Source organism: Pseudomonas sp. NY15435 (genome assembly GCF_048068295.1).
In the GTDB taxonomy this organism is placed as follows: Bacteria; Pseudomonadota; Gammaproteobacteria; order Pseudomonadales; family Pseudomonadaceae; genus Pseudomonas.
Genome location: NZ_JBLUQA010000004.1, coordinates 278,006 through 290,783 on the forward strand (window position 1 = coordinate 278,006; position 12,778 = coordinate 290,783).

At 62.6% G+C, this 12,778-nt stretch carries 13 protein-coding genes; 6 read left to right on the forward strand and 7 right to left on the reverse strand.

Annotated elements, in window-relative coordinates; all coding sequences use genetic code 11:
* The first annotated feature begins 64 nt into the window (after positions 1–64).
* Together ACNFH5_RS11565 and ACNFH5_RS11570 are read left to right on the forward strand one after the other, a co-directional pair.
* Positions 65–544, forward strand: coding sequence for an Lrp/AsnC family transcriptional regulator (locus tag ACNFH5_RS11565; protein WP_138520145.1), 480 nt, complete (start codon positions 65–67; stop codon positions 542–544).
* A 478-nt stretch (positions 545–1,022) separates the two neighbouring features.
* Positions 1,023–1,226 carry a DUF2788 domain-containing protein gene (locus tag ACNFH5_RS11570; RefSeq protein ID WP_015475469.1) on the forward strand — a complete coding sequence of 68 codons (204 nt, stop codon included), beginning with the start codon at positions 1,023–1,025 and terminating at the stop codon, positions 1,224–1,226.
* A 20-nt stretch (positions 1,227–1,246) separates the two neighbouring features.
* On the opposite strand, the gene ACNFH5_RS11575 is transcribed toward ACNFH5_RS11570, so the two are convergent.
* Positions 1,247–1,813 (reverse strand): pseudouridine synthase, encoded by a 567-nt coding sequence (locus tag ACNFH5_RS11575; protein WP_416746451.1) that lies wholly within the window; start codon positions 1,811–1,813, stop codon positions 1,247–1,249.
* Between the two features lie 151 nt (positions 1,814–1,964).
* Here ACNFH5_RS11575 and ACNFH5_RS11580 point away from each other — a divergent pair, with 151 nt between their 5' ends.
* Positions 1,965–3,017: an MBL fold metallo-hydrolase gene (locus ACNFH5_RS11580; RefSeq protein ID WP_416746084.1), complete on the forward strand. Its 1,053-nt coding sequence runs from the start codon at positions 1,965–1,967 to the stop codon at positions 3,015–3,017.
* A 149-nt stretch (positions 3,018–3,166) separates the two neighbouring features.
* Here the strand turns inward: ACNFH5_RS11580 and ACNFH5_RS11585 are convergent, their stop codons facing one another.
* From ACNFH5_RS11585 to ACNFH5_RS11605, 5 genes are all read right to left on the reverse strand, one after another.
* Complete coding sequence (locus ACNFH5_RS11585) at positions 3,167–3,730, reverse strand: hypothetical protein (protein WP_416746086.1); 564 nt, start codon at positions 3,728–3,730, stop codon at positions 3,167–3,169.
* A gap of 116 nt (positions 3,731–3,846) precedes the next feature.
* On the reverse strand, positions 3,847–4,623 hold the full coding sequence (gene deoC, locus ACNFH5_RS11590) for a deoxyribose-phosphate aldolase (RefSeq protein ID WP_416746088.1): 777 nt from the start codon (positions 4,621–4,623) through the stop codon (positions 3,847–3,849).
* Between the two features lie 176 nt (positions 4,624–4,799).
* Positions 4,800–6,275 (reverse strand): AMP nucleosidase, encoded by a 1,476-nt coding sequence (gene amn, locus ACNFH5_RS11595; protein ID WP_416746090.1) that lies wholly within the window; start codon positions 6,273–6,275, stop codon positions 4,800–4,802.
* Between the two features lie 132 nt (positions 6,276–6,407).
* Positions 6,408–8,057: an acyl-CoA dehydrogenase family protein gene (locus ACNFH5_RS11600; protein ID WP_416746092.1), complete on the reverse strand. Its 1,650-nt coding sequence runs from the start codon at positions 8,055–8,057 to the stop codon at positions 6,408–6,410.
* On the reverse strand, positions 8,054–8,737 hold the full coding sequence (locus ACNFH5_RS11605; protein ID WP_416746094.1) for a TetR/AcrR family transcriptional regulator: 684 nt from the start codon (positions 8,735–8,737) through the stop codon (positions 8,054–8,056). Before ACNFH5_RS11605 ends, ACNFH5_RS11600 begins: the two co-directional genes overlap by 4 nt.
* 320 nt (positions 8,738–9,057) lie before the next feature.
* Here ACNFH5_RS11605 and ACNFH5_RS11610 point away from each other — a divergent pair, with 320 nt between their 5' ends.
* Positions 9,058–10,182 carry a hypothetical protein gene (locus ACNFH5_RS11610; RefSeq protein ID WP_416746096.1) on the forward strand — a complete coding sequence of 375 codons (1,125 nt, stop codon included), beginning with the start codon at positions 9,058–9,060 and terminating at the stop codon, positions 10,180–10,182.
* A gap of 134 nt (positions 10,183–10,316) precedes the next feature.
* A complete protein-coding gene (locus tag ACNFH5_RS11615) occupies positions 10,317–10,739 on the forward strand; it encodes a hypothetical protein (RefSeq protein WP_416746098.1) in 423 nt (140 codons plus the stop codon).
* Positions 10,740–10,816: 77 nt separating this feature from the next.
* Here ACNFH5_RS11615 and ACNFH5_RS11620 read toward each other — a convergent pair whose 3' ends face one another.
* Positions 10,817–11,803, reverse strand: a complete 987-nt coding sequence (locus tag ACNFH5_RS11620) for an IS5 family transposase (protein ID WP_416746100.1) — start codon at positions 11,801–11,803, stop codon at positions 10,817–10,819.
* A gap of 40 nt (positions 11,804–11,843) precedes the next feature.
* On the opposite strand from ACNFH5_RS11620, the gene ACNFH5_RS11625 reads away from it, so the two are divergent.
* The gene (locus ACNFH5_RS11625) at positions 11,844–12,746 is read left to right on the forward strand and encodes an abortive infection family protein (protein WP_416746453.1); all 903 of its coding nucleotides are present in this window, start codon (positions 11,844–11,846) and stop codon (positions 12,744–12,746) included.
* Positions 12,747–12,778 lie beyond the last annotated feature (32 nt).

The window sequence follows — 12,778 nt, forward strand, 5'->3', positions numbered from 1 at the left end:
ACCTGAGCAATAAATACCTAAAAATTACGCCACAAGCGCAATTCAACAGATATACGAGGCTTTCATGGACAAGCTGGACCGCTACGACCTGCGAATTCTTGCCGAACTGCAACGCGACGCGCGCATCTCCAACCAGGAGCTGGCCGAACGCATCGGCCTGTCGCCCTCCCCCTGCTCGCGGCGAGTCAAGCAGCTCGAAGACGATGGCTATATCGTCCGCCAGGTCGCGCTGCTGGACAGCAAGAAACTGGGCCTGAGCCTCACCGCCTTCGTGCTGATCGGCATGGACCGTCACACACCGGAACGCTTCGAGCACTTCCAGCAGATCATCGGCAAGTGCCCCGAGGTGCTGGAATGCAGCCTGGTGACCGGGATGGATGCGGACTACCAGCTCAAGGTGATGGTGCCGGACATGGAACACTACCAGCACTTCCTGCTTGGCACCGTTACCCGCATCGAAGGGGTGACCAGCGTGCGGTCGAGCTTCGTGCTGCGCAACGTGCTGGCGAGTACCGAGCTGCCGCTGGATCACCTGCGCGCCTGAGCCGGGCGCCTTTTTGTAGGAGTGGAGCTTCTCCGCGAGGCTCTTGCTTGGGGTTAGTCCGTAGGGCGGATAACGCAGGCGCGTATTGCGCTCTACGAACTGTTCGCGAGCAAGCTCGCTCCTACAGCCCAGCCAAACTCCGGGGCGCTTTTCGTAGGAGCGCGCTTGCTCGCGAACCGCTTCACTCCGAACTCCCTCGCAGGAACGGGCCACGCCCACCGTCCGCCGGCCAAGGCGCCCCTGCGACACAGCACCGCACCCCGCCTCTCGCCGCACAAAATCAATGCCAGAGATTTCCCCGCCAGCCGCCCACCGGCGGGATATTCGAGGGCAATCCGCTCGTCCAGCAGCAGGAACTGATCATTTTATGAACGGCTCTGAACGACAAAGCGCCGCATGCGTATAATGCGCGCCTTCTCCACCACCACCCTCAGTCCCGGCGCCCCACGCGACACGTCCGTACCGGGCAGGAGCAGCAATGAACGAAAGTTTCGAAGACTGGATGATGTACGGCCTGGTGACCGGCCTGATCCTGTTCATGGCCTTCATCGTCTGGGACCTCGCCAAGAAGTCCAAGGCCGGCCGCATGGGCACCATGGTGCTGTTCTTCGCACTGGGCCTGGGCGTACTCGGCTTCCTGATCAAGTCCGTGGTCGTCGCCGGGCTCGAAGGCGGCTTCTGACCCGCGACCTTGCCCCGGGCTCAGAGCTCGGGGCTGACTTCCCGCCACTGCCCCGGTTGCAGCCCCTCCAGCTGCCATGGCCCGATGCGCACGCGCACCAGGCGCAGCGTGGGCAGGCCAACCGCCGCGGTCATCCGCCGTACCTGACGGTTGCGCCCCTCGCGGATCACCAGCTCCAGCCAGGCAGTGGGCACTGACTTGCGGAAGCGCACCGGCGGGTCGCGCTCCCAAAGCCGCGGCTCCTCCAGCCGCCGGGCCTCGGCTGGCAAAGTCGGGCCATCATTGAGCTGCACGCCCTTGCGCAGCTGTTCCAGCTGCTCGTCGCTCGGCTCACCTTCCACCTGCACCCAATAGGTCTTCGGCAGCTTGTGCTTCGGATCGGCGATGCGCGCCTGCAGGCGGCCGTCATTGGTCAGCAGCAGCAAGCCCTCGCTGTCACGATCCAGGCGGCCTGCGGGATAGACGCCCGGCACATCGACGAAATCCTTCAGCGTCGCGCGGCCGTCGCTGTCGTTGAACTGCGTCAGCACGTCGAACGGCTTGTTCAGCAGGATCAGCTTCGGTTGCGCCGGCGGCGCCTTGGCCACACGGCGAGGCGCGGGACGGCTGGCGGGACGACGATTGGCAGGGCGCGGCGGACGGGGCATGGCGAAAAGACTGGTAACCGAGGATAGGGGATGCGAGGAATGCCGGCATGCTAGGTTGTGCCTAGCCCTCATCGCAAGAGCACGCACGAGCATGCCCATGAGCCACCCCACCTGGCTGATCACCTTGCAGAACCTCAGCGGCCGCCTCGGCGCCCGCTATCGCGGCCCGCAAACGGCGCACTTCGACGGTGCCCGCTTTCACAATCTCGACCGCCAACCGCACAACGGCCTGCGCGCCTTCCTCAAATGGCAGCGCGAACGCGGCCGCCAACAGGAGTGGATCGCCCAGCCCGGCCCCGACGCCCGTCCGGAGACGCCAGCCCGCGTCGAAGGCGACGAACTGCGCGTCACTTACATCAACCACGCCACCCTGCTCATCCAGCACCGCGGGCTGAATATCCTCACCGACCCGCTCTGGTGCGAACGCACCAGCCCGTTCAGCTTCGTCGGCCCCAAGCGCGTGCACCCGCCGGGACTGGCGCTGGACGAACTGCCGCCGATCAACCTGATCCTGGTCAGCCACAACCACTACGACCACCTGGATATCCACAGCCTGCGCGAGCTGGCCCGGCGCTTCCCGTCCGCCAAAGTCGTGACCGGACTGGGCAACGGCGAGCTGATCCGCGCCTGCGGATTCAATGACATCGTCGAGCTGGACTGGTGGCAGAGCCTGCCGATGCCCGAGGGCATGCTGCTCACCGGTGTGCCGGCGCAGCACTGGTCGGCGCGCTCGCGGCGCGACACCAACCGCACGCTGTGGATGGGCTTCGTGCTGGAGTCGCCGGACGGCCCGCTGTTGTTCCCCGGCGATACCGGGCTGGGCGAAGAGTTCGGCCTGATGCACGAGCGCTTCGGCCCCATGCGCTTCGCCGCCCTGCCCATCGGCGCCTACGAGCCGCGCTGGTTCATGCGCCACCACCACATGAACCCGGACGACGCCGTGCAGGCGCACCAGCATCTCGATTCGCAGTGCAGCATGGCGATCCACTTCGGCACATTCCGCCTGAGCGACGAAGGGCAATTCACGCCGGTCAGCGACCTGGCGGCGGCGCTACAGCAACGTGGTGTGGCGGCGGAGCGTTTCCGCGCGCCGAAGCCGGGCGAACAATGGCTCGTCCCACCGATGCCGGACTCATCCCTGTAGGAGCGAGCTTGCTCGCGAACGTGCATTCCGGCGACTTGGATGCTGGGCGGTTCGCGAGCAAGCTCGCTCCTACAAAAAACGTCAGAACGGTAGAACTGTAGGGCGGATAACGCTGGTGCGTAATTCGCCCTACGAAAAATCCCCTTGGGTCAGTTCTCGCGCACGCGCTTGCTGCAGCAGTTGCGGTAACGCTTGCCGCTGCTGCACGGGCACGGCTTGTCGCCGCGGCCGCCCAGCTCCAGCCAGCTCTCCAGGCGCTGGCGCATAGATTCGCGGACTTCCCGGCGCTCGTCGTCCATCTGTGGTCTGCTCAGTTCGCGACTGAGCCAGAGGTAATCCTCCAGCAACTCGTCGCGCTCCAGCGCATGCAGCTGCTCGGCCAGCGGCACGCCTTCGTAGCGGCGCGACGGATCAGGCAGGAAAGCGATGGCTTCGCCGCCCGGCAGCACATTCCACAGGCGGCCCTGAACATCCCGCCAGCAAGCGCTGAAGCGGGCACGCAGGGCCAGACCCGGCCACTCCTCCAGGCACCAGCCATCCACTCGTTCACCACCCAGGCCTTCCACCGCCTTACCCACGGAAAACCAGGGCTCGCCGGCAATGCTGTCAGGCAACGGCAGCGGTGCGGCGACTTCGGGCGTACCGTTTTCCACCAGTCGGCGGGCGAAACGGCGCAGCGGGTTGGTGAGGTGCGAAGGGGCGCGGAACGGCATGGGATCACCAGCGAAAAAGGTCGGCGAAGTTCCGACCGGAGGGACGCGCCACGGTTCCCCGTGGCGCGGGAGGCGAGCATTCTAGGCCCGCCTCGGCCTGCGTCAACGCGGGCGGTTCAGTAGCTGCGCGTGGAGATGGGCTTGGCCTCGGTACCCAGCTCGCGCAGCAGCTCGTCGAGCAGCGACGAAGCCCCGAAACGCAGATGCTCCGGAGTGATCCAGCCGGCACCGAAACGCTCCTCCACCAGCGCACGATATTGCAGCGCATCGGTCAAGGTGTGCAGGCCACCGGAGACTTTAAGCCCCACCTTGCCGCCCGCCTCCTCGATGCATTCGAGCATCACCCGCACGGCTTCGGGCGTGGCATGCACAGTCGTCTTGCCGGTACTGGTCTTAAGAAAATCGGCACCGCCGGCGATGGCTTCGCGACAAGCCGTGCGGATCAGTTCCGCATCGTCCAGTTCGCCGGTTTCCAGGATCACCTTGAGCCGGTGGTAGGGCCCGCAGAGTGTCTTGCAGGTGCGGATCAGTTCCTCCGCTCCCGTAGCCTCGCCAGCCTTGAGCTTGCGCCAGGGGTAGACCAGATCGATCTCGTCGGCCCCCTCGGCGAGGGTCTTGCGCACCTCCTCCACCACGTCAGCCAGCGGCGCGTTGCCGGCGGGGAAGTTGCACACGCTGGCGACTCGGACGCCGCGTCCGCCCAGGGTATTGAGCGTGCGCCGGGCAACGTGCACCAGCTTCGGCCACACGCACACCGCGGCCACTTCGCCGTAGGGCGTCAGCGCGCGGCGGCAGAGGTCCACGGTGCTTTGCAGGTCATCGCCGGCATTCAGCGAAGTCAGGTCCAGCAGGGCGAGCGCGCGGCCCGCAGGGGTCTTGCGAGGATCGGTCATCGGCAACTCTCTCCATCGACACTCTTCAGCACCGTAGGGCGCATAACCTGGAACAGGTTATGCGCCGCAAACGCCACGGCGGATAACGCTGGCGCGTTATGCGCCCTACGCTGCCTCCTTGATTCAGTTGAGGCAACCACCTTCGCCCTGGCAGGCGCTTCGCGCCCTGTCGCAGATCAGCGGAACGGCGGCTCGTCGAAGCTGCGCAGCTTGCGCGAGTGCAGCGAGTTGAGCTGGGTGCGCAGCAGGTCGACGGCGGCGACACCGATGGACAGGTGCTGGCTCACCGCGCGCTGGTAGAACGCCGTGGCCGCGCCGGGCAGCTTGATCTCGCTGTGCAACGGCTTGTCAGAGACGCACAGCAGCGTGCCGTAGGGCACCCGCAGGCGATAACCCTGGGCGGCGATGGTGCCGCTTTCCATGTCCACCGCAATCGCTCGCGCGAGGTTGATCAGCGGGCGCTCCTGGGCCCAGTGCAGCTCCCAGTTGCGGTCGTCGTAGGTCAGTACGGTACCGGTGCGCAGGCGGCGCTTGAGCTGGTCGCCGCGCTCACCGGTCACCAGCGCCGCGGCTTCCTGCAGCGCCAGCTGCACTTCGGCCAGTGCCGGAATCGGGATGTGCGGCGGCAGCACGCGGTCGAGAATGCCGTCGCGGCGCATGTAGGCGTGGGCCAGCACGTAGTCGCCAATGGTCTGCGATTGGCGCAGGCCACCGCAGTGGCCAACCATCAGCCAGCAATGCGGGCGCAGCACGGCGAGGTGGTCGGTGATGTTCTTCGCGTTGGACGGGCCGACGCCGATGTTCACCAGCGTCACGCCGTCGCCGTCTTCGGCAATCAGGTGGTAGGCCGGCATCTGGAAGCGGTGCCACTCGACGCTGGCGACGATGGCATTGGCCTCGCCCTCGTCCGTGCCGCGCTCGATGATCACGTTGCCCGGCAGGACCATGCGCACGAAGCGCGGGTCGTCGCGCAGGCGCTCCAGGCCCAGGTGGATGAACTGGTCGACGTAGCGGTGGTAGTTGGTCAGCAGAATCCACGGCTGCACATGGCGCCAGTCGCTGCCGGTGTAGTGCACCATGCGGCGCAGGGAGAAATCGGTACGCGCGGCATCGAACAGCGCCAGCGGCATCGGGTCGGCGTTCTCCCATTCGTAGAGGCCATCCGCGACACCGTCAGATGTGGCCGACAGGTCGGTACTGGGAAACACCCGCGCCAGTTCGGCGGCCGTCACGCCCGACCCGCCCAGTTCGTCGCCACCTTCCACCACGTAAGGGTAAGGAATGTTCTGCTGACTGACGCCGACCTCCACCCGCACGGTGAAGTCTTCCATCAGCGGGCGCAGCTGCTCCAGCAGGTATTTGCGGAAGGCCTTGGGCTGGGTGATGGTCACCGCGTAGGTGCCCGGAACCTGAACCTTGGCGTAGGCACGGGTGGTCGAGGGCACTTCGCCCTGGCACAGATAGGTCACCCGCAGCAGCGGGTAGCGGAATTGTTCGCGCTGTTGCGCGTCGGGGACTTCGCGGTCCTTCAGGTACCGCTTGAGCGCCTGGTTCAGGGCGCCGGTGGCGCGCTCGTGGAGCACGGCCAGTTGATCGACGGCCTCTTCGGCAGTCTGCGCGACGAAGAACTCGTCGCCAGTCGTAAGACTCATGGTGGGCATCCTGTCTGAACGATCAGCTCCATCTTGCCTGCTTCTGTCGCGGAAGGGGATGACAGATTCAACACAGACGATCAGTGACAGGACCGGGCCAGCTGCCCATGGCGGGCAGCTGGCAAAGTTGCATTACGCCAGGTGCGGCGTCGAGCGCGCTACCAACGCTTCCACATCCACCCCGCGCGGCAGGGTGCCGTAGACACGGCCACCATCATCCAGGCGGCTGGCGATGAAGGCATCGGAGACCACGGAGTTGCCCGCCTCCAGCAGCAGCTTGGCCTGCAGGGCGACGGCGACGTTTTCGGTGAGCTGGCGGGCGCGGTACTGGATGTCCTGGGTATCGGCGAAGGATGCCTTGAGGTTGCCGATGAACGACGCCAGGCGTGCATCGCCGTGGCCGTCGCCCAGTTCGGCGAACAGTGCGTCAAGCACGCCGGGCTCCTTGGACAGGGCGCGCAGCACGTCCAGGCACTGCACGTTGCCCGAGCCTTCCCAGGTGGAGTTGACCGGCGCTTCGCGGTACAGGCGCGGGAGGATGGTGTCCTCGACATAACCGGCGCCGCCCAGGCATTCGGCGGCTTCGTTGATCATCGCTGGGGCGCGTTTGCAGATCCAGTATTTGCCCACGGCGGTGACCAGGCGGGCGAACTTGTCTTCCTGTTCGTCGTGCAGGTGGTCCAGGGCGCGACCCATGCGCATCGTCAGCGCCAGCGCGGCTTCGCTTTCCAGGGCGAGGTCGGCCAGCACGTTCTGCATCAGGGGTTGTTCGGCCAGCACGCGACCGCCGACCTGGCGGTAGGCGCAGTGATGCGCGGCCTGGGTCAGCGCCTGGCGCATCAGGGAGCTGGAGCCGATCATGCAGTCGAAGCGGGTCATGGCGACCATCTCGATGATGGTCGGCACGCCGCGGCCTTCCTCGCCGACCATCCAGGCCAGCGCGCCGCGGTACTCGACCTCGCTGGAGGCGTTGGACCAGTTACCCAGCTTGTTCTTCAGGCGCTGGATGTAGAACTCGTTACGGCTGCCGTCCGGGCGGTGGCGCGGCAGCAGGAAGCAGGTCAGGCCCTTGTCGGTATAGGCCAGGGTAAGGAAGGCATCGCACATCGGCGCCGAGCAGAACCACTTGTGGCCGACCAGCTCGTAGGCCTGGCCCGGACCGGGAATGCCCACCGGGTAGGCACGGGTGGTGTTGGCGCGCACGTCGGTGCCGCCCTGCTTCTCGGTCATGGCCATGCCGATGGTGGCGCCAGCCTTCTGCTCGATAGGCAGGTTGCGCGGGTCGTATTCGGTGGAGAGGATTTTCGGCAGCCACTTCTCGGCGATATCCGGCTGCAAGCGGATGGCCGGCACGCTGGCGAAGGTCATGGTCAACGGGCAGCCGGTGCCGGCTTCGGCCTGGCTGTGCAGGTAGCTGAGGCCCGCACGCGCGACCTGGGCGCCAACGCGCGGATCGGTCCAGGGCATGGAGGGAATGCCGGCCTCGATGGAGGCGCGCATCAGCTCGTGGTACGCCGGGTGGAATTCGATCAGGTCGACGCGGTGGCCGTAACGGTCATGGGACTTGAACACCGGCTTGTTCTCGTTGGCGAGGAAGCCCGCCGCCATCAGCGGCCCGCCAGCCAGCGCACCATAAGCATCGAGTTTCTGCTCGGCGAAGCCGCCGCCATAGCGGCGCACCCACTCCTGCAACGGCACGTCGATTCGATAAAGGTTGGCACCGTCCAGCGGCGGCACCTGGTTGGTCACTTCGTGGGTTTCGGCGTACTGGTGCAGGCTCATGGCTGGTCCTCCGTGGCGGTTGTGGGCGAGGCAGGCGTTGGCAGAACAGATGGGCGCGCACCGACGGCGCGCAGGCAGAAATTCACGAGGGCGTCACTGACGTCCTCCAGGGAAACACTGGATTGGCCGGCATCCCGTGCAGCTCGGGCCGGCGGCGAAAGCGGGCCGATCAATGCCTCGGCGATGGCGCCGACCAGGCAGGCAGCAGTCAGCTGCACCGGTTGCGGTTGGAACTCCCCGGCGGCGATGCCCTGCTCCAACAGGGTGACGAACAGGGCGGCGTAGGCTTCGCGGTAGATCAGGCGCTGCTCGTCCACTTCCGGGTCGACCGGCTCGGCGATCAGCGCAAAGGCCAGTCGGCGGCTGCCCCAGGCGCGGGCGGCGAACTGGTGCAGGCCACGGTCCAGGCGCTCGGACGCGCTGTCGGAAGTTTTCAGCAAGGCACCCAGCGTATCGACCTCTCGCTGGCTGGCACGGGCGAATACCTCGGCGGCCAGTTCACCCTTGCCGCTGAAATGTCGGTAGAGACTGCCGGTGGCAATGCCGGCGTCGTCCGCCAGGCTCTGCATGGTCAGGGCGGCAAACCCGCCATCAGCAACCCGCGCCAGCGCCAGCTTGAGGATGCGTTCGCGCAGCTCGCCATCCTTTTGCAGCCGCGCTGGGGAGTGTCGGTAGGCCATGATCTGAATCCGGATTCACTGCATGAAAATCAGTGAATCACGGTTCAGACTTTCGCTGAAAGGGACATTCCCGCCACGGGCAGGGTGGTTTCTGACAATAGATTTTGACAATCGATAAAAAATATTGACAAGAAACAATTAATTTAGACAAATGTAAGTCATTGATTTTTATGGACTTATGGTTTCAAACAATAAAAACTGTCGCTGAACAATAAAGACTGTCGCAGGGTGGAGCCAGCCTGGCTCCTGCCCTGCGACAAGCCTCAGCCTCCCTGCAGCCATCGTCGCTCAGTCCGACGATCCCCTCTCTGGGCAAGCCCATGCTATTGCGTATCCAGCGCGATGAGTCTCTGCGCTCATTTATTGCGCGAAACCTCTTTTTGAATTGGAATGGGCCCGAAGCAAGGGCTTTTGATCGCCTATTAAAATTTTCTATCCGCACTAACGAAGTGAGGGAAATTGCTGCTGCTATGGGGTGGCTAGGTTGTTTTGGGTTCAATCGTCTGCTACACAAACACACCGACTATCCGAGATATTCAATATTTAAAATTAAGCGAGACTTTTCGTATTCGCACTTTGAGTATCTCAGGGGCAACAAACAATTCGAATCGAATCGTGTTTCCGCAACTTTTTGCTCAGAATGTGTGAGGGATGACCTAGCTAGCCTCGGCTTTTCATATTGGCGGAGAGCTCCACGTTCAGATGTCAAGGTCTGTCCGAAGCATAATGTCCACCTGCAGAGCAAATGTCCGTTCTGTAACAAGCCGTTTTCCGATAAAGGCCATGGCTTGGACGTGATGTGGAGGGGATGTGCAGGTCGGCACTTGGGTGAGAGTCCTTCTATAGTAAATGAAGATTCTTTCGAGCTGAAAAAAGCTAAATTCATTTGGGATGCTTTTAGTTTAGACGTTGTTGTTTCTGTCGAGTCTGCCTTGTTGGCAATAAATGAGCGATTGCGGCTCTTTGGTGCGCAGGGCGGTCAAGAAGCTGGGGTGCTTGATGAATTAAGATGCAGAGTTAATCGTGAGCTTGAGGTGGCGACTAAATATGACGCTGACAACTGGTTCAGAGCCGGTGACGAGTTAAGAGTAATTTGGGAGTCCATGCTGTTGCTCTATGATGAGTTCGAACAGTTTCTGGCGGATGTGAAACTCCGCGAGGATGAGACTCGCCTTGCGTCTTCCCTTTGGTCCACTTATCGTGCTGGCCGTTACCCGACTGCTCAATATGTCGAAGAGGATTACGCTTATGGGGTCGGTCACTGGTTTTGCTCCAATCCATCACAGTTTTCACCGATGGAATACGCCGATGCCGGCCATTTTTGCCCGGTGTTGTACCCGTGTTGTAATTATTTCACTATCCCTCCGCCCCGCCTAAGGGCGCCTCCGAGGCATCCAAGGAAGATTGGCTGTGCACCACCAGGGGTCCCGGTGTATCCGATCTAAAGACGTCCGTGTGCCCTGATTTGGGCGCAGTTGGAGAATGATGAGGCAGCGTGGCAGTTTCGATGGTTGTTTGAATTCGGACACACCTCTGGCATAGGCTGAGACAGTCTCATTGCCATGGACAGGGGCGCGCAATGGAAAGCAACGATCAGTTGGAGCCGATCCTCGCGACGGTGCATAAGCTTCTGCACGCTGAAGGCGCCGATGACGCCGCGGCTATCGTCCGGGACTTTCCGGCTCAGGCCGAATTGACCGGTCATGATAATTGGAATGGCGGCACAGACATCTGGGAGATCCAGTTCAGTGTGCCAGCATCAGAGTTCGCCCGCTTTGGCGCAAGGCGCAATCAACTGGAAGAGCAGATCACTGCCAGGCTCAGGACGATCCTTGAACATGAAACCCAGGATTGGTACTCGGCCAGGCTTGTGCCTGCGAAGGAGTTCCGCGCAGATTGGCGATCGGACAAGGCAGGGCTCCCCAGGAGTGTGCGACAAAATATTCTGGATGGTCTCCGCCTAGGGAAACTCCGAACAAGTCATCCGCGGGCAGCCGATTGACGACCTAATCGCTTTTTGACCCGGTCTTCGGGGGCGAGTGTCACCCGAAACCAGGGTTTCGCCCTGGTTTTTGCGTTCTACAGGCGTACCTGTCCTGCATCAGCCAGCAAGTGCCGACGTGCCATCCAGAGGTTCGACAGGGCGAACAGCGTCACCAGTTGCGCGGTGTTCTTGGCCAGTCCCCGGAAGCGCACCTTCACGTAGCCGAACTGCCGCTTGATCACCCGGAACGGGTGCTCGACCTTGGCCCGTACCTGGGCCTTGGCCTTCTCGATCTTGCGCCTGGCCTGGTACAGGGTGCTGCGTTTGCTCAAGTGCTTGTAGGTGCTGCGCCGGGCCGCGATCTGCCAGATAACCGCACGCCCTTCATGCTCGGGACGCTTCTCCACCCCGGTGTAGCCCGCATCGGCACAGACCACATTTTCCTCGCCATGCAGGAGCTGGTCGACCTGGGTGACATCGGCCACGTTGGCCGCGGTCCCCACGACGCTGTGCACCAGGCCGGACTCGGCATCGGCACCGATGTGCGCCTTCATCCCAAAGAAGTACTGGTTACCTTTCTTGGTTTGGTGCATCTCAGGATCGCGTTTGCCTTCCTTGTTCTTGGTCGAGCTCGGCGCATGGATGATGGTGGCATCGACAATGGTGCCTTGGCGCAGCGACAACCCGCGCTCGCCCAGATGGCCATTGATCACGGCCAGGATGCCCGTCGCCAACCCGTGCTGCTCCAGCAGGTGTCGGAAGTTCATGATCGTCGTGTCTTCCGGGATGCTGCCTTGGGTCAGCGACAGCTTGGCGAACTGACGCAACGAGGTGATCTCGTACAGCGCTTCCTCCATCGCCGGATCGCTGAGGGCGAACCAATTTTGCAGCAAGTGGATGTGCAGCATGGTTTCCAGTGGATACGGCGGACGGCCATTGCCCGCCTTGGGGTAGAACGGCTCGATCAATTCCAGCAACCCTGCCCATGGCACCACCTGCTCCATCTCTGCCAGAAAACGCTCGCGCCGGGTTTGTTTGCGCTTGCCAGCGTACTCGGCATCAGAAAAGCTCATCTGGGTCATGCGGTTGGGCTCGGGGTCAGCGGAGGCATCATTTCAATAGATCGGCCGGGACTTTTCCGGAGTTTCCCTAGAGAATGCGAATTGGTATGGTCAGTTGGACGATCTGGAGTTTCTAGGTCGTCTGTACGATCTCCAAAAGCTCCCGTCGACCGATAGTCGCTATAAGGACGCGGCGGGTGATATCTACCAGCATCGCTTCAACAATGATGATTGGGCGAACGACTGGGTCTACAGCGATGGCCGCTTCCAACTCCTTGATGGCAACGCTGAAGTGTTCCTTCGCTTCCTGTGCGAGATCGTGCATCCGGTAGTCCGGCCTGTAAGGGATGAGGCGCTCAAATTGGTGCTCCACTTCAATCAACAGCTCCGATCGGCTGGTTGGGAGCTGTTCGAGGAAGAGCATATTGCCGGACGGCCCCGCTTTGCATTCCGACCAGTTCAAAGCAACTCAGCGCGGGCTGTCCTTCGAGCCAAAACCGTCGCAGATGCACTCAATGCCGGCTGGATGGCCAAGGAGATTGAGCGGTTGGAGAATGCTGTCGATCGCGATCCAGCGTTGGCCATCGGTACGGCCAAAGAGCTGGTTGAGACGTGCTGTAAGTCGATCCTGACGAAACGTGATATTCCGTTCACGAAGTCCGATGATCTGGGGGATCTCACCAAAAAGGTCGCCAAGGCGCTACAGCTTGTCCCGGAGGGAATCAGTGAGGCCGCGAAGGGGGCCGAGAACATCAAGATGATTCTTCGCAACCTGGCTCAGCTCACCAGCAATCTTGCGCAATTGCGCGGGCTGTACGGCACCGGGCATGGAAGAGATGGCCAACATCGAGGCTTGCAACCCAGGCATGCCCGGCTGGCGGTCGCATCGGCAGTGGCATTCATTGATTTCGTGTCCGAGACGTATCGCTACAGAGAGGGCCTGAAAGACGGTGATAAGTCCTGACGGCTATATCGTTGATAGATCCGCCTTGGTTT

Coding starts and splice junctions, on each gene's coding strand:
- ACNFH5_RS11565 (WP_138520145.1), top strand. CDS start 65: ATGGACAAGCTGGACCGCTACGACCTGCGAATTCTTGCCGAACTGCAA.
- ACNFH5_RS11570 (WP_015475469.1), top strand. CDS start 1,023: ATGAACGAAAGTTTCGAAGACTGGATGATGTACGGCCTGGTGACCGGC.
- ACNFH5_RS11580 (WP_416746084.1), top strand. CDS start 1,965: ATGCCCATGAGCCACCCCACCTGGCTGATCACCTTGCAGAACCTCAGC.
- ACNFH5_RS11585 (WP_416746086.1), bottom strand. CDS start 3,730: ATGCCGTTCCGCGCCCCTTCGCACCTCACCAACCCGCTGCGCCGTTTC.
- deoC (WP_416746088.1), bottom strand. CDS start 4,623: ATGACCGATCCTCGCAAGACCCCTGCGGGCCGCGCGCTCGCCCTGCTG.
- amn (WP_416746090.1), bottom strand. CDS start 6,275: ATGAGTCTTACGACTGGCGACGAGTTCTTCGTCGCGCAGACTGCCGAA.
- ACNFH5_RS11600 (WP_416746092.1), bottom strand. CDS start 8,057: ATGAGCCTGCACCAGTACGCCGAAACCCACGAAGTGACCAACCAGGTG.
- ACNFH5_RS11605 (WP_416746094.1), bottom strand. CDS start 8,737: ATGGCCTACCGACACTCCCCAGCGCGGCTGCAAAAGGATGGCGAGCTG.
- ACNFH5_RS11610 (WP_416746096.1), top strand. CDS start 9,058: ATGCTATTGCGTATCCAGCGCGATGAGTCTCTGCGCTCATTTATTGCG.
- ACNFH5_RS11615 (WP_416746098.1), top strand. CDS start 10,317: ATGGAAAGCAACGATCAGTTGGAGCCGATCCTCGCGACGGTGCATAAG.
- ACNFH5_RS11620 (WP_416746100.1), bottom strand. CDS start 11,803: ATGACCCAGATGAGCTTTTCTGATGCCGAGTACGCTGGCAAGCGCAAA.